Here is a 24,561-nt window from a genome sequence, read left to right as displayed (position 1 = left end):
ATCAGCGGTGATCCGTACGAGAGACCACGTGTTCACATAGACCGCGCTACAATCGCGGTTTGAAAGCTGGCCAGTCTACCAGCTCACCACTGATGTTGCTATGTCAGGCAGGCGTTTCAGTCTTGGAAACAGGCTGATAGCCGCCTCTGTCCTCATCCGTTCGGCGCCGCAACTGATTGAATGCCACCAGACCCAGGAGTAATAGAGCCGGAATAAACAACCACTCTTTGTGGGGTCGTTCAAGCGGCACCTGAATCGCGTCAATGGTCCAGCCAAACTGAATTCCGGCGTCCTCGGCGTGGCTATCAAACTGAATAAAATCAACCATCATACGGTCCCCATCGGGGCTGAGCTCCAGTCCGGTTGCAAGCAGCCGGTCTTCAGCCGTCTCACCGGCCGGAACCTCCAGTTCAAGGTAAGTTGAAACCTCACTGCCATCAATCGACATGCCGGACGCTTTGAGAATCACACTGCCGCCTTCGGGGACCGTTTCAATATATTCCACAATTTGCGAACCCGGGCGCTCCTCATTTGGCGGATAGACCATATCCCACCAATAGCCCGGACGGAACAGCGTAAAGGTGATCAGCAGCAGGGCCAGGGTTTCCCATATCCGGCTTTTGGTAAACCAGTAACCCTGCGTTGCCGCCGAAAATACCAGTATGGCCGTCACGGCACTGGCGATGGTGATCAGTAAATCGACCCACCCGGTCAATCCAATCAACAACAACTGAGTATTGAAGATGAACATGAATGGCAGGATGGCCGTACGGATATCGTAGGTGAAGCCCTGGATACCGGTGCGAATCGGGTCTGCCCCGGAAATAGCGGCCGCCGCGTAGGCGGCCAGGCCCACGGGCGGCGTGTCGTCCGCCAGTATCCCGAAGTAGAACACAAACAAATGTACTGCAATCAGCGGCACCAGCAACCCATTCTGCGCACCCAGGGTTACAATAACCGGCGCCATCAAGGTCGAGACCACTATATAGTTAGCTGTGGTCGGCAAGCCCATACCCAGCAACAAGCTGATCAACGCCGTGAATATCAGCATCAGCATCAGATTGCCACCGGAGATGAACTCGACAAATTCGGTCATCACCAGCCCGACACCCGTCAAAGTGACCGTACCAACAACGATACCCGCCGTTGCCGTTGCAACACCAATACCGACCATGTTCCGGCCACCCGTTGCAAGCGATTGCAACAACTCCCGAAAACCTTCCGCTACCGCCGCCAGCAAGGGACCTGATTTACGGAAAAACGCCTGTAACGGCCGCTGGGTCAGAATAATAAAAATCATGAACAGCGTCGCCCAGAAAGCAGAAAGCTGCGGCGAAAAGCGCTCGACGGTCAGACACCAGATCAGCACGACCACCGGCAGCAGGAAATAGAGACCCGTTTTTACGGTCGGGCCTACCGGAGGCAAAGTATCCATGGCCGCCTCCGGATCATCTATTTCCAAGGGCGGGAATCTGGTTGAATAAGCGACCAGCCCTATGTAAATCGCAACCACAGCTGGCCCCAGTACCCAGGGCGCGTAATCACCCATCACAGACTTGGTCCAGCCAACACCGTAATAAACGAACAGCGTCAGCCCTATCAAACCCAGCAACAAGATAACCCAGGTCAGCATGCGTTGCGGCAAGGTCGGACGGTCCAGGCGCTCAATGCCATGCATCCGGAGCTTGCAGGCTTCAAGATGAACGATGTAGATCAGCGCGATATAGGAAATCATCGCCGGCAGAATCGCGTGCTTGATCACCTCGAGGTAGGAAATACCGACGTACTCCACCATCAGGAATGCGGCCGCGCCCATGATAGGGGGGGTCAACTGGCCGTTGGTCGATGCGGCCACCTCAACTGCGCCCGCTTTGGTCGCAGGGAAACCCACGCGTTTCATCAGAGGAATGGTAAAGGTGCCCGTTGTCACCACGTTTGCAATGGATGAGCCGGAGATCACACCACTCAGACCACTCGACACAACGGCGGCCTTTGCAGGCCCGCCGCGCATGTGACCAAGCATGGCATAGGCAATCTTGATGAAGTAATTACCGGCGCCCGCTTTTTCGAGCAGGGCACCAAACAACACGAACAGGAATACAAAACTGGTAGACACGCCCAATGCGACACCGAATACACCCTCAGTGCCCAGCCATTGGTGGGAGGCCAGCTTGCTCAGGCTTGCACCTTTGTGAGCAATGACATTCGGCATGTAAGGCCCTGCCAGGGAGTAAAATATAAACACTGCCGCGACAACGGCGAGAGGCAGGCCCAGCGAACGACGGGTGGCTTCCAGCAGCAGTACAATACCACCCAGCGCTACTATGATATCCCTCGTGAGAGGAGCACCGGGCCGACCAGAGAGCTGATCGTAGAACAGATACAAATAAGCCGCCGTAAATGAAGCCAGCAACGCCAACACCCAGTCGAATATGGGTATATGCCCCGTATGTCTGCTCTTGAACATCGGAAAGGCAGTGAAAGCCAGGAACGTTGCGAAGGCCAGATGAATGGAGCGGGCTTCAGTGGAGTTCAATATCCCGAACTCGAATATGAAAGGTAATGGTGACGCGATCCAGAGCTGGAAAAGCGACCAACAAAGCGGAACCACAAACAACAGGGTTGCGGCGGGTCCCATTAATGTACGTCCGCCGGTCTCGGTCTGGAGTACTTCGCTAATCTTGTCGACGTCCGAGGTTCCGGAGGAAGTGGACTCGCCCTTGGCCATATTGAGATCCTGCTTTTACTACGGTGAAAAACGCAAATTGGCCGGGCAGGCGCTAGTCCTGCCCGGCTTTCATTGAGAAAACCTTACTTCAGCAAACCCGCTTCTTTGTAGTACTTCTCTGCACCCGGGTGCAGCGGAGCACTCAGAGCATCAGAAACCATTTCAGATTTTTCGAGGTTTCCAAACGCCGGATGCAGGCGCTTGAAGCTGTCAAAGTTCTCGAATACCGCTTTAACAACTTCATAGACCACATCGTCTGCTACGTCAGAAGAGGTTACGAAAGTTGCGGCAACACCGAAAGTGGTGGTGTCTTCATCGTTACCGCGATACATGCCACCCGGAATGGTAGCAACACGATAGTATGGATTATCAGCTACCAGCTTCTTGGTCGCTTCGTTATCCACATTCACTATCACGCTGTCACAGGAAGTGGTTGCTTCCTTGATCGAGCCGGACGGGTGGCCAACGGTGTAAAAGAATGCATCGATGTTTCCATCACACAGGGCTTGTGACTGCTCAGCAGCTTTCAGCTCGGCCGCCAGGGCAAACTTGTCCATGGTCCAGCCCATTTCCGCCATCAACACCTCTGCGGTGGCACGCTGACCGGAGCCGGGGTTGCCGACAGAGACTCGCTTACCGGCCAGATCTTCAAAATTCTCAATCTGTGATCCTTTGCTGGCCACGACGGTGAATGGCTCGGGGTGAAGAGAGAAAACCGCTCTCAACTTCTCGTTCGGGCCATCCCCCTTGAACTCACTGGTGCCGTTGTAGGCATGAAATTGCCAGTCAGATTGGGCAACGGCCAGGTCCAGTTCACCCTGACGAATCGCATTGAGGTTGTAGATCGACCCGCCGGTGCTTTCAACGGAACAACGGATACCATGCTCTTTACGATCCATGTTCACCAGGCGACAAATCGCGCCGCCAGCAGGATAGTAAACGCCGGTAACACCACCGGTACCGATGGTGACAAAACGCTGTTCTTCGGCAGATACGGCAGCGGAGCCGACCGCCAGGCTGATAGCGCCAGCGAGCGCCAAGGTTGTTAATCCAGATCGAAGTGCCATGAGATAATCCTTAGTTCTTGGTTTTATTACGTTGCCTGTTTTTACATACAGACACAGATCGTTCATTTAGAAACATAGTCCAAAACGGCCACAAAATAAAGAATGGTTTAGTTCGTTAACTACATGAAGCACAAAAAAAAAGCCCGCATTAGCGGGCTCTGGAATCAACCATCAGGATTGTTTGGCTCGAGCTCTCTCAAGCATCTTGTCCGGACGCAGGAGGAACCTGGCCAATGCTGGCAACAGCCAGATAGCGCCGATCATATTCCAGAGGAACATGAAGAACAGCAGGAAACCCATATCCGCCTGGAATTTAATAGGTGAGAAAATCCAGGTGACAACGCCGAGACCCAGGGTGACGCCGGTGAACACAACTGCTTTGCCGGTTGAGCGCAACGTTTCGAAATAGGCTTCCTGAAGCGATTTGCCCTCCAGGATGAACCTTTCAAGCTTGCTGTAGATATAGATACCGTAATCCACCCCTATCCCGACACCAAGTGCGATTACAGGCAACGTCGCCACTTTGATGCCGATACCGGAGACTGCCATGATGGCCTCACACAGAATCGAGGTAAGCCCCAGCGGAATCACGATACAGGCAACCGCGCGAATCGAACGGAAAGTCAGGAAACACAACAGACTCACAACGCCGTAGACGAAAACGAGCATCATGTTCTTGGCGCCCGAAATCACATCATTGGTGGCCGCCTCGACACCTGCGTTACCAGCCGCAAGCAGAAAGGTGTGCTCTTCGTTGCTGTGCTTCTGGGCAAACTCTTCAACCCGGTCAACCGCAGAATCCAGCGTTTCGGCCTTGTGATCTTCGAGAAATACCAGTACCGGAGTCAGGCTGCAGTTGGTATTGATCAGCCCGGCCGGTGCCTCACGGATCGATGCGTTGATAATGGTCTGGTTGCGGGAGATCTCATACCACTTCCAGTTGCCTTCGTTCAGCGCCTTGGTCACCGCCTTGGACACGTCCGCCAGCGATACCGAGGACTGCACGCCCGGCGTGTTCTGGAGCTCCCACTGCAACTGATCCATCGCGCGCAACACATTGTATTGGGTGCATTGCTCAACCGGCGTTTTCACCATCACCACAAGTACATCGGCGCTGGTGGAATAGTTATCGATGATAAACGCATTATCCAGGTTGTAACGGGAATCTGCCCGCAGTTCAGGTGCGCCCTGGTCAAGATCGCCGACCTTCAGGTCCTGCTTGAAATAGAGGCCGACGCCCAAACCGACCACCGCAATCAACAGTGAGACTGGTGCCACACCGGGGTGGGCAAAGTACGACATCAGACGCCACTTGCGATCCTGCTTCTCGCCATGGTTCTGGACATGCCGGATGCCGCCTTTTGTAATGCCGATATACGACATGATGAGCGGATGCAAAACCAGGTTGGTGACGATAACGATTGCAACACCTACACCCGCTGCAACAGCCAGATCCTTTATGACATCGATCTGGATAAACAACAGGGTAAGGAAGCCAAACGCATCTGAAATCAACGCCAGCATGCCGGGAATATAGAGCGCCCGGAAGGCCAGGCGTGCAGCAGTGATCGGATCGAAACCTTTGGCCGCCTCCACTGCCATGGCATTAACCACTTGCACCCCGTGACTTATCCCGATTGCAAACACCAGGAAGGGCACCAGTACCGAGTATGGATCAAGGCCATAACCCAGCAGTTTCAGTATGCCGAGCTGCCAGAATACTGCCACGATGGACGAAAACACCGGAACCAACGTGCCGGCAATGCAGCGCGAGTACCAGAACAGCAGCACCGTGGTGAGCAGAATAGTGATACCCGCAAACCAGGCAATGGAGCCGATGCCTTCGATCAGGTCGCCCACTTTTTTCGCAAAGCCGACAATGTGAATGTCGATGTTCGGATTCTGGGCTTCGTACTTGGCGCGAATCTTTTCTTCTAACGCCCGGGAAAACGACGCATAGTCCAGCGGTTTTCCGGTGCCCGGATCAGTCTCGTAAAGTGGTGCGTATACAATGGTGGACTTGAAGTTATCCGCAACCAGACGGCCAACTTCGCTCGACCTCAGGATATTCTGCCGCAGTGCCTCCAGGCTCTCCCGACTACCGTCGTAAGTATCCGGAATCACTGTGCCGCCCTGAAACCCCTGCTCGGTAACCTCCACCCAACGGACGTTGGCTGTCCAGAGGGACTTCAGGCCGGAACGGTCGACGCCGCTAAGATAGAAAACCTCATCGGTAATCTGCTTGAGCGTATCCATGTATTCCTGGGTGAAAATATCGCCCTCTTTAACCTCAACGGCGATACGCACGAAGTTACCGAGGTTTTCCAGGTCGTCTCTGTGATCAAGCATATTGACAATGTAAGGATGCTCGAGCGGAATCATCCGTTCAAAACTGGCATCCGGCTGAATCTTTATCGCGTTGTAACCGAGAAACAGCGTCAGGAACAGAAACGCTATGAGTATGATGGCCCTGTTGTTAAATATGATCCGCTCAAGAAACGGCTCCGCTTTCGGCGTTGTTAAGTAATGCTCGCCCTTGTCGTGCTTCGGGTTGGACATTCAATGACCCTCTTAATTCATTCTGTCGTTGCCACATCAGGGCGTGATTAGAGATTTTTTCCGAGTGCGTCTGCTGTCACCACTCCACTTTCACCTAACAGCAGGAGCCGGTTTTTAGCCACTGGCAAAACAGTCATCAGGCCTTCCCGGTCAGTTCGGAAATAGCTGCGAAAGCTCTCACCACCGTCTGTGCTGGACAACACCACACCACCGTTACCGACAAGCACAATGCGACCATCCTCAGCGATGGTGCCGCCATTGAGGGTTGCACCGGCTTCGTTGGTGATGGTGCTCCAGCTGCGACCAAGATCCGTGGACAGAAATATGTTACCTCTTAACCCGTAAGTGAGGATTTCATTGACATTGCCCGTTCCAATAACACCAAAGAGGGAGCCTGTGTATGGGCTTTCCTGCGCCTCCCAGGTATCGCCGTTATCCGTGGACACCAGTATGAGACCCGCCTCTCCTACAATAACCAGCCCGCCACCGGTTACATCAGTGATGCCATTGAGGTGATAACCAGAGGGATTAGCAACCTGATCAGACCAGTCACGCCAGCTTTCGCCGCCGTCTGTGGTACGGAAGATCATTCCGTATGCGCCCATCACAAAGCCGTGGTCGGCATTTTCAAACCAGACATCCAGCAGCGGGTTTACCGGCCCGATGTCCATATCAGATTTCATATTCTCGAGCGTGAAATACACGTCATCAAGCGCCCACTCAAGATCTTCCCGATCTTCCTCCGGCGCGTCTTCCAGTTCCGCCTCAAGAACCTCGATACGCTCTTCCTTGGCTTCTATGGCAAGCTCGAAAGCCCGAATGCCATCAAGCTGAATGGTCCAGCTTTCACCGGCGTCCGAGGAGTGCAACACCACACCACTATGGCCCACCACCCAACCGTCAGTAGTGGTACCAAAATCGATTGCGGTGAGTGTGACCGAAACAGGCACTTCAGCCTGCACCCAGGACCTGCCGTCATCATCCGAATAGATAATATGGCCACGCTCGCCCACCGCGACGAGTCGCTCTCCTGCGACCGCGACGTCATTGAGCAGATACTCCGCCGCCAGTGTTGTTGACCGAGCCGGTGTCTCCAGCAAATCCCCGACTGCATGGGCAGCAGGCGCCGCCATTACCAGAGACATGCCCAGGCAAACCGCTCCGATTGTCTTGCGCGTTAACCTTGTAGCCATTCAGATTGCCTTCATGTTGTGTTGATTCATTTTCTTTCGAAGCCCACTTTTCAAGGACCTCACAATACAAATGCCAGCACCCGTCAGAGCGCCAGCATTGGCTGGGTAAACAACGATCTCATTACTCCACATTATCCTGCACGAAACGCCCTGAAGCTTAGCGAACGCTCCGGCGCCGGAGGGATGCCGGCGAGAAATAACGTTTGTTCGGCACCTCGTCCGTGAAAACCCGTGTCTGAGGTTCCTCGGAATCCAGACCCTGCACGTGGTATCGACGAGCTTGCAGGTCATGGAACACCTCCATCGCCGTCCAGACCCCCGGCAGCTCATAATAGTTTTTCAGAATGCCCAGGCTGACCCGCCAGAGTTCGCCCCGGCCATCATACTGGTCCAGAAGGACGGTGTTCCAGCTATCGGCATCAACATAAAACCGGCGTTTGCCGTAGATATGGCGCTCGTCATCCTTCAATGTTGCCTCCACCACATGAACACGGTGCAGCTCCCAACGGGTGAGGTCCGGATTAACGTGGGAGACGCCCAGTATCTCGGAATACGGCAGACCTTTCTTGCCAATTTCATAGTTATTATACGGAATGTACATTTCCCGTAGGCCTTCGTACTGCCAGTTGTAGCGATCAAGTGCACCGTTGAAAATGTCGGTATCATCGGCGGTCCGCAGATTATCAGCGGCGGCAATCGGGGAGTCATAACCCAGATTCGGCGCGCGCCTTACACGGCGTTGGCCGGCATTATAGCCCCACCCGTTACGAGGATTGACAATCTGGTTCAGAGTTTCATGGACCAGAATCGCGCCCCCGGCGAGCCGCGGAGGAGACTGGGTAAACGAGAGATAGTAGAAGATGATGTTATCAAGTTCAGCCTCACCACCTTCCGGGTTATAGAAGTTAAAAAAAGCTTCTTGCTGGGAGGTGACCAGTGAATAGTCGCCATTTTGCTGGACCGCTACTTCACTGGAACGACGGGTGAGGGAAATACCCCGCCAGCGAGTCAGGTGATTCCAGATAACCTGCCACGCTTTCTCCTCATTGTTACCATGCAGTATCGGGAACGGATAACCCCCATAAGCGCCATCCAGGCCTTCGCCCTGCCCTACAACTGAGGCATTGGTGGCGTTTTCCCGGGTATTCCTGGCCACCAGATCGGGTACTGCGTGCGTTCTTCGAGACTGGTAAACCGGTACGTTGAAACTCGCCGGATAGGTATCGAGCAATGCCTTTACACCGTCTGACAGAAATTCGTCGTATTGCTTGGCGTTCCGGGCATTGATAGTGAAGAGTGCTTCGTCGTTGGGAAACGGATTGATATGATGTTGGCCGGAACCCTTATAGCCAGCCGGAACTTCGGTCAGCCCGCCTGTCCACGCGGGAATCGTACCCGCTTCGTTGCCAGCCTTCAAAGAACCGAACGGTGTGAGCTCGTTGCCAAGGCGCGCGGCTTCGTTGGCGGAAACTGTCGCCATTACCGGTGATGCGGCCACAGAAAAAGCGAAAACACTGCCAAAAAGCCAACTCTTCTTGATTGTCATTGTTTACAACCCTACCTGCGTCTGAAAGCCTTGAAGGCTTTTCATTATTGTAATTGCCAGGGTCAGAGATTAGCTGATTGGGCAGCATTGTCCATCGACCGAAAGTGCGATTTTGTATCCAGATGCTACTAACTGCCGGGCCAGATGGCGCGGCAGAAAGTTTGCAGGGTCCCGTTAAGGGCCATTCAAAAATTCAGTCGGCGAGGCTCTTGTGCACGACCTCGTATACGTCCGGCGACAGACTGGCTTTGTCTCGCACCGATTCCAGTGCCGCTTTCATACCGTGCCGATAGGTCTCTGCGTACTGCCGCCAGCGAGTCAACGGCGCTACGAGACGGGCGGCGATTTGCGGATTGCTGTCATCAAGACGAACAATATGACGGGCAAGGAAGTTGTAGCCTGACGCATCCCTGGCGTGGAAGTTGATGAGGTTCTGCCCCGCAAATACGCCAACCACGGCCCGGATCTTGTTCGGGTTTTTCCAGTCGAATGCCTTGTGTTCCAGCAGTGCCTTTACGGCATCCAGACCACCTGCTTTCGGGCTGCTGGCCTGCACGGAGAACCACTGCTCGACCACCTGGGGGTCGTGCTGCCACTGCTGATAAAAGTCCGCCAACGCCCGGGCCCTGTCATCTTCAAAATCAGAATTCACCAGCGCCCGGAGTGCGGCGGACTGATCCGTCATATTGCCGGCTTCCCGGAACTGTTTCAAAGCCAGCACCCGGCCTTCCTCGTCGTTAATCTGCAACAACCATCCGAGCGCCGAATTGCGCAGAGTCCGCCGGGTCATAGCTTCCGGAGTCGGCTGATAGGGGCCAGAATCCCCATTGCGATGGTAGCAGGCGACCAGCTCTTCTCGCAGGTTCAGTGCGAGATGATTCAACACTCGGGTACGGGCCTCACAGATGCCCTGCACATCAGCGGCGTCATTAAGCTCAAGCAGATATGCCTCGCTGGGCAGCTGAAGCATTTTTGCAACCATTGCCTGATCCAGGCTTGAATCGGTCAGCAGGTGGCCATAGGCTGCAACCAGCCGCGGTTCAATCGGCGTTTCGCTGGGCTGATGTACTAACGACTGGATCACATCAATCGCCAGACGCTGGCCGGCATCCCAGCGATTGAAGCCGTCGGAATCGTAATTCATCTGGAACATCAACTGCTCCCGGGTCCAGGCATAACGAACCCGGACCGGTGCGGAGAAGTTCCTGAGCAAGGACGGCACTGGCCGCGCTTCAATGTCATGGAATTCGAAGGTGTGCTCAGCCTCGGTGAGCTCCAGCACGCGTTCAGTTGGCGCCTCGTTTTCAGACGCGTCCAGCTTCAGGGGCTGGTCTTCACCGCGCTCATTCAGCAGGCCCACGGCAAAAGGAATATGCTGGGGCTTCTTGTTGCGTTGCCCCGGGGTATCGGGAATGTGCTGACGAATGTTCAGCCGATAGACTTTACGCTCGGCATCGTACTCATCCTCAACGGAGATCACCGGGGTGCCGGCTTGCTCATACCAGAGGCGGAACTGAGTCAGATCACGCCCGCTGGCATCTTCCATGGCCTTGACGAAATCATCGGTGGTAACCGCCTGGCCATCGTGGCGTTCGAAATATAGATCACTGCCCTTACGGAACAGTTCGGGACCGAGCAACGTGTGGATCATGCCAACGACTTCACAGCCCTTTTCATAAATGGTCAGGGTGTAGAAATTGGTAATCTCCATATACGACGCTGGCCGCACCGGGTGCGCCATGGGCCCGGCATCTTCCGCGAATTGGGCGGTGCGCAGCAAGGTGGCGTCTTCGATTCGCTTGACCGTAGCCGATCCCATATCCGATGAAAACTGGGAATCCCGGAACACCGTGAACCCTTCCTTGAGGCTGAGCTGGAACCAGTCGCGACAGGTAACCCGGTTACCCGACCAGTTGTGAAAATACTCATGGGCGACGATCGCCTCAATGCGCTGGTAGGCAGCATCAGTCGCGGTATCGGAACTGGCAAGCACGCAGGAGGAGTTGAAAATATTTAATCCCTTGTTCTCCATGGCACCCATATTGAAGTCATCGACAGCGACAATCATGAAGATATCAAGATCATACTCCCGCCCATATACCTCTTCGTCCCAGCGCATGGCGCGCTTCAGGGAATCCAGCGCGTGCTCGCATTTTTCGCTGTTGCGCGGCTCCACGTACATGCGCAGGTCGATTTCGCGCGCGGACATGGTGGTAAAGCGGTCTTTCTTTTCAACCAGGTCCCCGGCGACCAGTGCAAACAGGTAGCTGGGCTTGGGGAACGGGTCCTCCCAGGTGACAAAATGCCGGCCATCGTCCAGCTCGCCACGCTCGACATCATTGCCGTTGGACAGCAGGATCGGATAGAGGGCTTTATCGGCCTCGATGCGGGTGCTGAAACGGGCCATCACGTCGGGACGATCGGGAAAGAATGTGATGCAGCGAAAGCCCTGGGCCTCACACTGGGTGCAGAACATCCCGGAGGACTTGTACAAACCCTCAAGCCGGGTATTATTCTGGGGCTCGATCCAGGTGACGATGGTCAGGCTGAATTCATCCGACACCTCACGCACAATCAGCTTGTCGCCTTTATCCTCATAATCCCCGCTGGCAAGAGTCTGGCCATTGAGTGAAATAGTTTCCAACGTCAGGCTATCACCATCCAGCTCCAGCCTGGCCTCACGGTCTTCTGAATCAGGATTACGCCGGATTTTCATCGTGCTGTGGACTCTGGCGCCCTCCTCGAACAGCTCAAACCGGAGATCAACATGGTCCACGAGAAACATCGGAACCCGGTATTCGTTGAGATAAATGGTGCGATGCTCTTGGGTACGCATGAAGTGTCTCCGATAGGGTGCAGATATAACGCACCGAAAATTTGGGGCAGAGTTATTCCGCGCGGGGAAAAACCTGCATACGAATATGATACGCCGTGTATTTTCGGATGTTGATAACACCCGTGTCCAGCATCAGATACTGGCCCTTGATCCCCTGCAAAACACCCTTGACAGTCGGTGTCTTGTCCAGATTATGGGTTTTAATCTTCTCCGGCCAGACCTCCACCGGGTAACTCAGATCCAGAGCCTCGCCCGTTGCTTCCCGCAGCGCCTGGTCACCGTGTTCTTTTCGAAACTCCGCCAGCTCGGGTTGAATCCTTGCCAACAATGCAGCGCGTTCCTCTGCCAGGTGTACCTCCGGCACATCCCCTTTGAGCATTGCACGCCAGTTGGTGCGATCAGCTACATGCTGTTTGCAAACCACCTCCACCAGTCCCGCGAGTTGACGGGTCGCCACATGCAACATCGGAATGGCGGATACCGCCCCCTGATCAATCCAGCGCGTTGGCACCTGGGTTCCCCGGGTAATGCCGACTTTCAGGCCGGAGGAGTTCGCGAGGTACACCACGTGATCAACCATGCAATGAGTTTCACCCCATTCGGGCTCGCGGCAGGTGCCCAGATGATAGTGACATTTTTCGGGGCTCATTATACAGGTGTCACAGGCAGCCAGTTTCCGGAAGCAGGGATAACAGTAGCCCTGACTGAAACTCTTGTTGGTGCTTCTGTCACAGTGAATACACCGGATCGTACCCTCAAAATCGATCTGTATCGGTCGCCCGATCAACTCGTTAAGTGGCAGCCTGGTGTCACCGACCTTGAGGTTATAGATTACCGGCAGTCCGGCTTCGGCCGGCATTTTGGTCAAGCGACCGGAAACGTCAATCACAGCAGTCAAACCAATACCTCAATTCAGAATACGAATGGGCGAAGTGCCATCATCCGGGCCACAGGCGTCGCCGTCGGCTTTTTTCCGATCGATATACCCTACGCGGTCATGCTCAGGAATGTTATGCAAGCTTTCATAGTGCAGCACCGCCTCCATGCAAATAGCGCGCTGCTCGGGCGAAATAATTCGGCCATCCGGCCACTTACCCAGCTCAATCGCCTTTTTCAGGCTCTGGTAAACAGCCGGGTCCAGGCGCTCTATCAATTCTTCATAAGTCATCAAAATTCTTCTCCACAAGAGGTTGACAGAACTAAATGATAACGATTATCATTATTAAACCAAGTCGCAAAGGTCGTTTGCATTTGGTTTCTCTCATCAGGAGCTTTATGCTCTTTTTATACCCCGCCTTCTGGCGGGGTTTTTTTTGACAGGGGCATCGTTACCGCCATCAACAGACCGGCCAGAAAACCGCCAAGGTGAGCCTCGTTAGCCATCCGGCCCATGCCCAACCACTCCGGCAAGGGTGTGAAACCGATCAACATCCACACCACTGCAAATATCACTAATGCTGGCGGGAACTGGAATCTCGGCGCTCGCTGCTGGCTAAGCCAACAATAGGCCAGCACCCCGTATACGACACCTGACAGTCCACCAAACAGCGGCCCTGAAACCAGATACTGAAGACCGTTTGATACCAGGCTCGCCACCAGAAAAAGCGCTATCAGCCGCCCTTTTCCATCAAACCACTCAACCTGACTGCCCAGAAACCACAGCATAACCGAGTTGAAAATCACATGGGGCCAGCTGAAATGCAGGAAGTCCGGGCTTACCAGGCGCCAGATCTGCCCGGACGCCAGGGTGTCCAGAAAAGCTGTAAGCCGCAGATCGAAGCTACCCCAGCCATATTCTCTGGGGTCCACAAACATCAGCCACGCTGTGAGCTCGCTTTGGCCAAGTCCGGTTGCCCACGCTGTAATCGCAGCCAACACGATGGCCGACAGAACCAGCGGCGCGTGCTTGGGTGACGGTTGCCAGCGACCCCCTACGTGGACGGGTGAGCGGCTGGCAGCGTTTACCTCCGCCCTCAGTTCCGGCTGGGCGATAAACTGGTCCAGTGCGGCCAGAACAGGCTCGGCCTCGTCAGAATCCTCCAGCCAGAGTACCTGCTGCCCGCCTTCTTCTGTGATCCGGTGCACGATGTGATTCTGTTTTAGCCACAAGCTGAAGCCAGATAAATCTATACTGGTCTCGATCTGTTTTACCCGATACACCCGATTACCTCGCCACGCTGTCTTCCGACTGACGGGTGCCAGCCTGCTCCGGCCGCTCCACATCCACCGAAACAAATTTGTCTTTTGACAGCACTTGCTCGCCGTCCATGCGGTACGCCACCAACTTGCCATATTTTACGGCGCTGAAATCAATGCAGGCCACATTGGATTTCAATGGCGCCGGCTCACCTTCCATCCAGTAATGGCCCACAAACACCGGTGGCTCCGACTCGGGGTAACTGAGCAACTGTTTCTTCTCCTCGGAACTCAATGGGCGCTGGGCGATTTCTGCGGGTAACGGGTCCGGCTGAAACACCACATCCGCATAGGTCTGAGGGTTGTTGGCCCAGAACCGGGTGCGGAAGAACTCACGGGTATAACCGTCGCTACCCGTAATCGACAGCCCCTCGGGCAATCGCAAGTCGGTGCCTCTGAGGAGATTGTCCATTACCTGACCAGCAAAAGACTCGATGGCAGACGAGGCATGCAGGAAGTCTTCATCAATACAATTGCCGCCCTGAATCTGCTTGAATTTCTCGATCAGGTTTCTGTCCCAGCAGGCGTGTACGGCACGGAAATCCTGTTCTTCCAGAAACAGCGGAATGGTGTAGAACCACTCCAGGAACTCGTTCCACTCATGGGGATAGTGCTCGAACTGGTCGAGGGTTTCCTTGATCAGCCGGTCATGCCTGGTGTTATGCTCACGCAGCCATTTGCGACCGCTGCCCGGTCGTGCACGGGTGCAATACCCGAGCGCGTTGTATTCATGGTTACCCATGACGATCTGGGCGAATCCGTGGTCTACCATGTCCCGCACCAAATGCAGAGCCTCGCGGATCCGCGGGCCACGGTCAATGATGTCTCCGATAAACACGGCCTGACGCTGAGCGTGCTGGTAAATACCGTTAACTTTACGGTATCCCATCTGGTCGAGCAGTCGCGCAAGCGTATTAGCGCAGCCATGTATGTCGCCAATTATGTCGAAACCACGGGAAGCTGAGTTATGAACAACCATCGTTAGCTCGCTGCTATTTCGCTGGCCCAGCCAAGTTTTTCACGGCAGGTAGCGTAAAAATTGTGATCCGTCGGATGAATCAGACGAATCTTGAACGGCTTTTTGCTGATGCGGATGATGTCACCGGGCGCGCAGGAAATATCGGTCTGCGCGTCGAAGCTTATCTGGGGGTAAGTTTCATTGGTTTCCCCGATAACGAGTTTTATTTCGCTCTTGCCATCTACCACGATGGGACGACTGCTCAGGGTATGGGGAAACATGGGCACCAGGACGATGGCGTCCAGCTTGGGGTGCATAATCGGCCCGCCAGCAGACAGCGAATACGCCGTCGACCCCGTCGGTGTTGAAACAATCAGCCCGTCAGACCGCTGACTGTAAACGAAGTGGCCGTCCACGTAGAGATCAAAGCCGATCATCCGGGTCGACTTGCCGGGATGCAACACCACATCGTTCAGTGCGGAGCCGAATCCGAGAGGCTGGCCATTACGTTCCACATAGGCGTCGAGCAGGAACCGATGTTCTTCAATATATTCACCCTGCAGCACCTTGCCCAGGCGCTCTTCCATATCGTTGGGCGAGACGTCAGTCAGAAACCCGAGGCGACCACGATTAACGCCCAACAGAGGTATCTTGGATTTCGCCAACTCCCGGGCCGCCCCCAGCAAACTACCGTCACCGCCAACCACAATCACCAGATCACAGATTTCACCCAGTATTTTCTTGCTGGCAACTTGCAAGCCATGGCCTGGCATCATGGCCGCGGTATCGGATTCCAGGATGACGTGGTAGTTCTCGTTGACCAGATAGTGCTTCAGCTGGCGTAAGGTTTCGACAACCTTCACGCTGCCCATTCGGCCAATCACGCCAATATTCCTGAATTGATCCATGGAAATTCCTGTAAATTAAGACTTTGATGTACGTTATGCTCACATCTTAACGAACAATGGGGTACTTCTGAAAAAGATCGTTCGAAGAACAAGGCGCGATGAATGTTTTTGCACAATGCATCCGGACAAGACAAAACTCCAGATTTCCAGCGTCGACGCTATTGGCAAACGCCAGCAGTCCGGCATCTGGCGTGGCTATGCTGTGCGCCGTCGCTGGTGAATTGCGGTCCGGCGTTTTGCATAGCCGACTACTTGCCCGAAGACACCATGGAACGTCTTCTAACACTTGATCGCAATCCTGAACCCTTGCTTGTGCACCTCGAAAACGGCACATCACGTCGCTTGGGCCACTATTTCGAGCGCCTCTACCACTACGCGCTGGCCTCTATTCTGGATTGGCCGGTGTTGTTACGCAATACACCTGTCAGAGACAGCAGCGGTCGTACCCTGGGCGAACTGGACTTTGTCGTGCGAAACCCTTCAAGCGGGCAATTAGCGCATATTGAGGTCGCAGTGAAGTTTTATCTCGGTTATGTGGATGGCAGTGAAACGATCTGGTTCGGACCTAATGCCCATGACCGCCTGGACCTCAAAACCCGGCGCATGATCGACCACCAATGCCGAATGACAGAACGTGCGGAAACCCGGGTAATGCTGGGGACCCATGAGCTCGAAAGCCCGATTACCCCGGCGATGGCGTTGCCGGGCAACCTGTTTTACCCGGCATTTGGTCCCCGGGCGAGTGCCCCGGGCTGGACTCACGCCCACCATGAGCGCGGATACTGGATTCGTCACAGCGACTTGCGGCGAGTTGATTTTTCAGCCTGGACTCACCTGCAAAAACCTCACTGGCTGGGGTCCTATCAAGCCAGCCATGCCCCGAACGCTGACCTCACCAAAGCGGCACTTGACGCCGTTATTGAAACCAACCGGCCACGCCTGTTTGCAAAGCTTGAAGCCAGGCCGGACGGACAGGGATACCAGGAAGCCGGACGTTATTTTGTGGTGCCGGAGACTTGGCCCACTCCGCCCACGACGTGACTACAGGGTTCCTTTAACCCCGTATTTCAAACCTTTAACTTAAAACCTCAAACCGTTTGTGCAGCGGTTACCTGATGCTCGTCACAGTGATCATCCTGGCCGGGTACAAACTCGGAAGGCTGGCTCACCCGTAACAGGGGCTGACCGCACGGCTTGTTGTTTTTTAGTTTGTGCAGGCAGACGGGCTTTTCATAATGGATGAACCATTCCCGGTAGGCGGGCTCATTAAGGCCGCATTTCTGGGCGGCGTAGGCTACCGGATTTTCAAAGTATCGCTCAATGTCGCCGTATGGCAGCGTGATATGGCCAACGCCGGCATGGTAGGCCACCAGAAACACGCTCTGTTCATTAAGCTGCTTCATCAGGGACTCATCGGGCGGTTCGCGATGACGCAGGTCGTGGTTTTCCTGCTCCAGCAGAGCGATCTTGTCGTTGCGCAATTCCAGCTCATGCTGCTTGCGCTCAAGCTGCTCGCGCAGGATAACCGCCTCGGCATGGCTGGTCTGGCTGTCCTGACTGCGGGAATTTGACTCCTCGCCCAACTTTTCCTGGATTGACAGGTACTGCTCGTTGCGGTCAGCAAGACGTTCTTTGAGCTGCTCGTTGGTAAGCAGCTTGCGTTCGTACTGCTGCTGCAGGTCTGCCATTTCATTGCGTAACTGCTGAATTTCCAGACGGTTTTCCCGCTGCAAATCCGTCATCGCATCCCGATGGACACTTTGAAGGGTTTTGATTCGCAGGCGCTGTTCCCGGATCATTCTCGCCAGGCGGGTGCGCTGCAATCCGGCTTCCGGGTCCTCCGATGCAGTAGCCGGCTTGATGAGTTCGGAGCGGAGAATGGGGATATTTTCCTCCACTTCCACCGTATCGACCTGCTTCGGAAATTTCAGCGCATTGGCCGCTGTCGCTTTCCTGACCGCCTGAAAATGGTTGCCGCCCGGTGTCATGTCCGGGTCCCAGAGTTCATCCGAGGACGCCGATGGGGGACACTGGCTGCGGCAGATCAGGCGTATCGGGCCAGCTCCGAGATCCGGGCCTTTCGCGCCCTTCAAGGCAAGCTTTTCAACCGGGATGTTCCAGTGGCTGTCTGCCCGGCCCTCTTCATCAAAATAGATGCGAAAAAACACCAGTGAGCGGATCAGCAAGTCTTTACCCATAAGTACATACACAGCCCGTACGTCCGTGTCTGCAAGGTCCGACAGGCCCACATAGCCATCCAGAAACGCCCCGAATTCAGAGGCGCGCATCTGGCGTGCCACCTGGGCCCCTTCCATAAGAAAGACTGCCGAATAACCGTCAGTTGACTGATCGACCGAAAACATCGATGACTCCCGCTCTGCTAATCCACACTCGGAGCACATGACCGTGAATGCCGAAGCATTCCGGACATCGGGCCTCTGCTGGCTCTATTGTAGCCATAGTCCTCTCAACAGACAGGATGAAAACTGAAAAGATTTGTGAGCACGGCGAGTCAGATACGAAAAAGCCAACCCAAGCGGGCTGGCTCCGGCACCTTTAACCAGGCTGTGCTTTTTAACTTAAAGCTCTGCAGCCAGGCGACTGCCCTGATTGATGGCTCGCTTTGCATCCAGTTCTGCGGCCACATCCGCCCCGCCAATCAGATGAACCGGCAACCCCGCAGCCTCCAGACCCTGCTGGAGTTCGCGTAACGGCTCCTGACCCGCGCAGATGATGATGCTATCCACCGGCAGAACTTTATCTTCACCATGCTCAGCCCCTTTAGGGGTAATCGTCACGTGCAGGCCTTCATCATCAATGCGTCGATAGGTCACACCCGGAACCATTTTCACCTGGCGATGCTTGAGCGACGTTCGGTGAATCCAGCCCGTCGTTTTACCCAGGTCCTTACCTACCTTGGAGGTTTTACGCTGCAACAGATAAACGTCACGTGCGGGTTCCGGCAGTTCGGGCTCCATGCCCTTGATGCCACCCCGATGCTCCACGGTGAGATCAACTCCCCATTCCCGCATGAAGTGGCCGGTGTCCAGGGCCGGTGATTTGCCTTTGTGCACAATAAACTCGGATACATCGAACCCGATGCCCCCGGCACCGATGACCGCCACCCGCTGCCCGACTGGCTTGCGCCCGAGAATCGCATCCAGGTAACCCATCACCTTGGGATGCTCGATACCTTCGATGTCCGGGGTCCGGGGTGCGACACCTGTGGCCAGTATCACTTCATCAAAACCACTTGCCTTGAGTTCTTCCACACCTACCCGGGCATTGAGACGGACATCCACGCCGTGTTTATCCAGCATGGTCCGGTAATAGCGCAGGGTTTCGTAAAACTCTTCCTTACCGGGGATCTGTTTGGCGATATTGAACTGCCCACCAATTTCCGACCCGGCATCGAACAGGGTCACCCGATGACCGCGCTCAGCGGCGACCGATGCGAACGCCAGGCCGGCAGGGCCCGCGCCGACCACCGCAAAGGACTTCGGCGAGGTCGTTTTGACATAGCTGAGTTCGGTTTCGTGACAGGCGCGCGGGTTCACCAGGCAAGAGGTCAGTTTTCCGCTAAACGTATGGTCAAGGCAGGCCTGATTGCACCCGATGCAGGTGTTGATTTCGTTCGACCTGTTAGCCGCAGCCTTATTGACCAGGTCCGCATCTGCCAGGAAAGGCCGTGCCATGGAAACCATGTCCGCATCCCCTTCGGCGAGGATTTTCTCCGCCACTTCGGGCATGTTGATCCGATTGGTAGTGACCAGCGGGATGCTGACTTCGTCCTTCAGTCGCGCTGTCACCTTGGAGAAGGCGCCACGGGGCACTGATGTGGCGATGGTGGGCACCCGGGCCTCATGCCAGCCAATACCGGTGTTGATGATAGTGGCGCCGGCTTTCTCGATCGCTTTGGCCAGCACGACGACTTCATCCCAGGTACTGCCCTCTTCGATCAGATCCAGCATCGACAGCCGGTAAATGATGATGAAGTCGGAGCCTACGCGCTCCCGTACACGGCGCACAATCTCGATGGGCAGGCGAATACGGTTTTCGTAACTGCCACCCCAGGCGTCCGTTCTATGATTGGTGTGAGCAACAATGAACTGGTTGATGAAATAGCCCTCAGACCCCATCACCTCAACGCCGTCATAACCCGCCCGCTGGGCCAGTGCGGCGCAATCCTCATAGGCCTGTATCTGCCTCTCGATACCCGCCTCATCAAGCTCATTCGGCGTAAAAGGATTGATCGGAGCCTGGATCGCCGAAGGCGCCACCAGGGCCGGATGATAAGCGTAACGTCCGGCGTGCAGTATCTGCATACAGATCTTGCCGTCGGCCTCATGCACAGCCTCGGTGATGACCTTGTGCTTGTCGGACTCTTCCTCCGTGCTCATTTTGGCCGCATGCTGGAACACCGCGCCTTCCTCATTCGGACCAATACCACCGGTCACAATGAGCCCTGCGCCACCACGAGCCCTCTCCGCGTAGAAAACCGCCAGTCGGTTAAAGCCGTCTTTGGCTTCCTCCAGACCGGTGTGCATGGAGCCCATCAGCGTGCGGTTACGCAATTTGGTGAAACCCAGATCCAGAGGCTCAAGCAGGTTGGGGTAATGCGTGAGGCCGGGCGTGGCCTCAGTGGCTGTTGTGTCGGTCATCATGGCTCTCCTCAGGATTCACTGGTTCTGTATTAAAACGTCGCTCTAAGTTAGTCTTCCATCTTGCGACGCTCAATATCCTGAAATAACATTTTATATTCTTCAAATAACTTGTCAGACAATATGGACAATCCGAAGCTAATCCCGTCTCGCAATACCCTGGGTGATATCAGCGTACTTTACGTCTCGGTTATGGCCCGCGCTATTCAATACGAAGGCGCTGACCACACCGACCTGTACCGGCAATTCAACCTCGACCCCGAGCGCCTGGCCGCCCCGGACGCAAGAATCAGCATCCCCAGGTTTATGCGCCTGGGTCAGGCCGCTATCGCTCTGACCGGCAATCGAGCATTGGGGTTAACCATGGGCCAACTGACACGGCCAGTGGATGCGGGGCTCGCGGGGCTTGCGGCCCAGGCTGCCGCCACCGCCGGGCAAGGTCTGGCCAATCTGATTGAATATGCCCTGCTCACCAGTCGGAATAGCCGCGGTCACCCAAGGCTGGATTTAACCACCGGTCAGGCCGATTTCTACTCCATCCGCCCCTACAACATCTTCAATTATTTTGTGGTGGATTCAGTACTGGCCGCCTGGACCCAATTCTTGCGAAGTGCCACCGGGCAACCTTTTGTGCTGTCGCGGGTAACCATTGAATACCCCTCTCAGGGCCTGGATGCCGTCTTTGAAGAATGGTTCGGCTGCCCCGTGGTCTTCGGTGCCAGCAGCAACAGCATCTACCTGGCGCCGGGCCTGGCTGCAATGGCCTGTGACGGTGCCCAGCCAGCCATGCACCGAAAGTTAACCGACGAATGTGCGGGGTTGCTGCGTAAGCTGCGCTCGGGCTGGGGTGTAAAAGATTCGGTTACCGAAAAGCTCGCGCCCTTGCTGCAGGGTGGCACCATGACACTGGACAGGGTTGCGGCTGAGCTCGGTGTGGCGCCCTGGACCCTGCAGCGGCAGCTAGCCTCCGAAGGTACAGGCTTCCGGCAACTGGTGGATGACACTCGAAGGGAGTTGGCGCTGGATTATATCCGGGAGACCCGGCTATCACTGGCGGAAATAGCTTGGCTGCTGGGATTTTCCAACCCCGCGGCCTTTCAAAAAGCCTATAAGCGCTGGTTCAAAGTGAGCCCCGGAGAGCACAGGAAACAACTCGTGTCCCGCCTGAGGGCAGACGTCGGGTGAGCGCAGGCAAACTACATGTCTATACCGTCGTAAAGCCCTTCATCGTCATCAAAATCTTCCCACTGACACTCGACAAGATCTTCCTGATAGTCAGACATAGGTTTGCTCCCGATAAGGTGATTTGATCGAGAATAAACAACGAAGGTGACAAAACAATGACGGTTACCGAGACGTAACCAAATAACCAGGACGAGGACATCAAACAGGAAGGAAAAAATGGCGGAGCGGACGGGACTCGAACCCGCGACCCCCGGCGTGACAGGCCGGTATTCTAACCAGCTGAACTACCGCTCCGCGCTGCGTTGTCTGACAGACTCGTAAGACTGCGGGGTGACAACGAGGGCGCATTATAAAGAGGGGGGAGATGATGTCAACGATTATCATGAAATTGTTTGTATGACGGGCAGAACTTATCAATCCCCGGTAAAACATTCAGGCCGGTTGAGGTCGGGTAACGACGGGGAGGGTAAAGAAGAATCGCGCGCCGCTGTGTTCCGGGCGCTCGTAGCCGATATCACCGCCCTGGGCGTGAATCAGTGACTGACACAACGCAAGCCCGATGCCCATGCCCTCTTCCTTGGTAGTGTAGAACGGCTGAAACAGCTTGTGCTCGTCTTCCCGGGTCACGCCCTTGCCATGGTCCGTGACCGTGATCCTGACGCACTCAGGGCCTCTGCGCTCGGCACTGACTTCTACCGGGGCGTGGCTGCCGGCACTACGAGTCGACTCCAACGCATTGCGAATCAGATTCAGTGCGACCTGCTGCACCTGAACGGGATCCGCCATGACGTCTGGCACATCCTCGGCCACGAACACCTCGACCCCGCCATCGTTGTTGCGGGCATCCACTTCGGCAAACTGCCGGGTTTCCTCAAGCAGGGAAGACAACGACAGAACTTCCTTGCCAATGGCAGGCTTTTTCACAAACCGCCTGATGCGGCGAATGACTTCACTGGCGCGATGGGACTGCGCTTCAATCTTGCCTAGGGTTTCTTCCAACAGGTCTTTGTCGAATGGCTCGTCACTGATCAGCCTCAGGGCCACCCGAGCGTAATTGGTTATCGCTGTTAATGGCTGGTTTACCTCGTGGGCAAAACCGGCAGCCATCTCCCCCATGGTCGACATCCGTGAGGCATGGGCAAGCTGGTCGCGCTGGGCCTGCACCACGGATCGAGCCTCCTCCAGGGCCTGTTCGTTCTCGAGTTCGACGGTAATATCGCGAAACACCACCACCGCGCCGCGAAGCCGGTCACCGTCAAGCTTCGGTGTTGAGCGGTATTCGGCGGGGAAACAGGTGCCGTCGAGCCGACGCATGACAATGGCACGCTGGTGCTCCGGTATGCCCTGGCTGCATGTCGCCTGCACCGGGCGCCCCGACTGCTCCATGGTGTGACAGGGAACATCCTTGTCACCGAAATGCAGCGCAAAAAAATTGCGTCCGATCAGTTCTTCCGCCGTACAGCCTGCGGTCATAGCCGCCGCCGGGTTGGCAAAAATAATGTCACCAACCTCGTCGAGACCGTAAATGCCCTCGCTGATCGCATTCAGAATGCGGCTCTGGTCGCTCTCCAGCTGTCGGTTGCGGGCATGCAGTTCACGCTCCAGGCGGATCACCTGGGCGTGGGTTTTTACCCGGGCAATCACTTCCTGGGCCTGAAAGGGCTTGGAGATATAATCGGCGCCACCAAGGGAAAATCCCCTGACCTTGGCATCAACATCGTCGAGCGCTGACAGAAATACGATGGCGCTGTCGGCGGTAGAGCGGTGGGCTTTGAGATACTGACAGACTTCGTAGCCATCCATCTCCGGCATCATGATGTCCAGAAGGATGACTTCAGGTTGGTGGCGGCGGGCAAGGGAAATGGCTTTTTCGCCATCGTTGGCGATCAACAGGCGATAACCCCGGTCTTTCAGGGTTTCATAGAGCACCTTCAGATTCTGGGCATTATCATCCACCAGAAGTATTGTCGCTTCTGTCACCCCGTCAACGTTTTCAGTCATAAAGCCTTGCCCGGTTCGAAAGATACCCGAATCTTGACGCTCAAATCACTTCGCGTCGATACGGTCCTTTACGGACAAGATCATTCGGACCAGATGGGCAAGTGAATGAGTGCCCATCTTGTGCATCACCCGGGACCGGTGGATTTCTACTGTGCGCTGGCTGATTTCAAGCTCTATGGCGATGACCTTGTTGGCCTGGCCTGCGATCATCCGGCCCATGATTTCGGTTTCCCGGGGCGTCAGTGTTTTTACACGGCGCAGGATTTCCTGCTCTTCACCCAGGGTTTTGCGCTGTTCCCGGTCCTGCTCCAGAGCAGATTCGATCTTTTCCAGCAGGGCGCCTTCGCGATAGGGCTTCTGGATAAAGTCAACGGCACCCTCTTTCATGGCATCAACCGCCAGCGGCACATCACCGTGGCCTGTCACGAATATGATCGGCAGGATGGAGTGGCGATCATTGAGCTTTTTCTGCAGCTCCATGCCGTCCATACCGGGCATACGGATGTCCAGAACAATACAGCCTGCCATTTTCTCGGAATAATCACTCAGGAAGGCGTTGGCGGTGCTGTAGGGCTTCACGGATTTCTTGGCGGATTTCAGCAACAGCTCCAGTGAATCCCTTACCGCTTCATCGTCTTCCACCACATAGACGGTTTGATCAATGTCGCTCATGTGCTTCCTCTCTGTTGGCAGTCCATGGCTGTTTGCGTTCCATGGTTATTG

Annotated in this window: 17 protein-coding genes and 1 tRNA gene; 2 read left to right on the top strand and 16 right to left on the bottom strand. The window is 55.3% G+C overall.

The features are described from left to right. Positions 1-103: 103 nt before the first annotated feature. The 11 genes from F6Y09_RS08000 to F6Y09_RS07950 all read right to left on the bottom strand — a co-directional run bounded on the left by F6Y09_RS08000 (position 104) and on the right by F6Y09_RS07950 (position 15,991). Positions 104-2,728, bottom strand: a complete 2,625-nt coding sequence (locus F6Y09_RS08000) for a TRAP transporter permease (protein WP_152206380.1) — start codon at positions 2,726-2,728, stop codon at positions 104-106. 83 nt (positions 2,729-2,811) lie between these two features. Beyond that, on the bottom strand, positions 2,812-3,795 hold the full coding sequence (locus F6Y09_RS07995) for a TAXI family TRAP transporter solute-binding subunit (protein ID WP_152206379.1): 984 nt from the start codon (positions 3,793-3,795) through the stop codon (positions 2,812-2,814). 171 nt (positions 3,796-3,966) lie between these two features. Continuing rightward, positions 3,967-6,354, bottom strand: a complete 2,388-nt coding sequence (locus F6Y09_RS07990; RefSeq protein ID WP_152206378.1) for an efflux RND transporter permease subunit — start codon at positions 6,352-6,354, stop codon at positions 3,967-3,969. Positions 6,355-6,401: 47 nt separating this feature from the next. Next, positions 6,402-7,547: a WD40/YVTN/BNR-like repeat-containing protein gene (locus F6Y09_RS07985; protein WP_152206377.1), complete on the bottom strand. Its 1,146-nt coding sequence runs from the start codon at positions 7,545-7,547 to the stop codon at positions 6,402-6,404. 157 nt (positions 7,548-7,704) lie between these two features. After that, on the bottom strand, positions 7,705-9,093 hold the full coding sequence (locus tag F6Y09_RS07980) for a DUF1329 domain-containing protein (RefSeq protein ID WP_152206376.1): 1,389 nt from the start codon (positions 9,091-9,093) through the stop codon (positions 7,705-7,707). A gap of 193 nt (positions 9,094-9,286) precedes the next feature. After that, complete coding sequence (pepN, locus tag F6Y09_RS07975; protein ID WP_152206375.1) at positions 9,287-11,929, bottom strand: aminopeptidase N; 2,643 nt, start codon at positions 11,927-11,929, stop codon at positions 9,287-9,289. 52 nt (positions 11,930-11,981) lie between these two features. Beyond that, entirely contained in the window at positions 11,982-12,827 is an 846-nt protein-coding gene (locus F6Y09_RS07970; protein WP_152206374.1) for a DUF2797 domain-containing protein, read from the bottom strand. 9 nt (positions 12,828-12,836) lie between these two features. After that, on the bottom strand, positions 12,837-13,097 hold the full coding sequence (locus F6Y09_RS07965; RefSeq protein ID WP_152206373.1) for a YeaC family protein: 261 nt from the start codon (positions 13,095-13,097) through the stop codon (positions 12,837-12,839). Between the two features lie 116 nt (positions 13,098-13,213). Next, entirely contained in the window at positions 13,214-14,014 is an 801-nt protein-coding gene (locus F6Y09_RS07960; RefSeq protein WP_425481819.1) for a rhomboid family intramembrane serine protease, read from the bottom strand. A 79-nt stretch (positions 14,015-14,093) separates the two neighbouring features. Further along, positions 14,094-15,104: a metallophosphoesterase gene (locus F6Y09_RS07955; protein ID WP_152206372.1), complete on the bottom strand. Its 1,011-nt coding sequence runs from the start codon at positions 15,102-15,104 to the stop codon at positions 14,094-14,096. Positions 15,105-15,106: 2 nt separating this feature from the next. Continuing rightward, positions 15,107-15,991 (bottom strand): NAD(+) kinase, encoded by an 885-nt coding sequence (locus tag F6Y09_RS07950; RefSeq protein ID WP_152206371.1) that lies wholly within the window; start codon positions 15,989-15,991, stop codon positions 15,107-15,109. A 102-nt stretch (positions 15,992-16,093) separates the two neighbouring features. On the opposite strand from F6Y09_RS07950, the gene F6Y09_RS07945 reads away from it, so the two are divergent. Next, positions 16,094-17,032: a DUF1853 family protein gene (locus tag F6Y09_RS07945; RefSeq protein WP_152206370.1), complete on the top strand. Its 939-nt coding sequence runs from the start codon at positions 16,094-16,096 to the stop codon at positions 17,030-17,032. Between the two features lie 47 nt (positions 17,033-17,079). Here F6Y09_RS07945 and F6Y09_RS07940 read toward each other — a convergent pair whose 3' ends face one another. Together F6Y09_RS07940 and F6Y09_RS07935 are read right to left on the bottom strand one after the other, a co-directional pair. Further along, a complete protein-coding gene (locus tag F6Y09_RS07940) occupies positions 17,080-18,354 on the bottom strand; it encodes an AAA family ATPase (protein WP_152206369.1) in 1,275 nt (424 codons plus the stop codon). Positions 18,355-18,570: 216 nt separating this feature from the next. Next, entirely contained in the window at positions 18,571-20,652 is a 2,082-nt protein-coding gene (locus F6Y09_RS07935) for an oxidoreductase (RefSeq protein WP_152206368.1), read from the bottom strand. A gap of 123 nt (positions 20,653-20,775) precedes the next feature. On the opposite strand from F6Y09_RS07935, the gene F6Y09_RS07930 reads away from it, so the two are divergent. Continuing rightward, positions 20,776-21,837, top strand: coding sequence for an AraC family transcriptional regulator (locus tag F6Y09_RS07930; protein WP_179959372.1), 1,062 nt, complete (start codon positions 20,776-20,778; stop codon positions 21,835-21,837). A 217-nt stretch (positions 21,838-22,054) separates the two neighbouring features. On the opposite strand, the gene F6Y09_RS07925 is transcribed toward F6Y09_RS07930, so the two are convergent. From F6Y09_RS07925 to fixJ, 3 genes are all read right to left on the bottom strand, one after another. Next, positions 22,055-22,131, bottom strand: a tRNA-Asp gene (locus tag F6Y09_RS07925). 138 nt (positions 22,132-22,269) lie between these two features. After that, positions 22,270-23,838, bottom strand: coding sequence for an ATP-binding response regulator (locus tag F6Y09_RS07920; protein ID WP_152206366.1), 1,569 nt, complete (start codon positions 23,836-23,838; stop codon positions 22,270-22,272). A gap of 45 nt (positions 23,839-23,883) precedes the next feature. Then, positions 23,884-24,510: a response regulator FixJ gene (gene fixJ / locus F6Y09_RS07915; RefSeq protein ID WP_152206365.1), complete on the bottom strand. Its 627-nt coding sequence runs from the start codon at positions 24,508-24,510 to the stop codon at positions 23,884-23,886. Between the last annotated feature and the right edge of the window lie 51 nt (positions 24,511-24,561).

The sequence above is a fragment of the Marinobacter changyiensis genome (assembly GCF_009193265.1).
Lineage (GTDB): Bacteria > Pseudomonadota > Gammaproteobacteria > Pseudomonadales > Oleiphilaceae > Marinobacter > Marinobacter changyiensis.
Note: the sequence above shows the minus strand (reverse complement) of the source record. Positions and strands in the feature narration are given on the sequence as shown.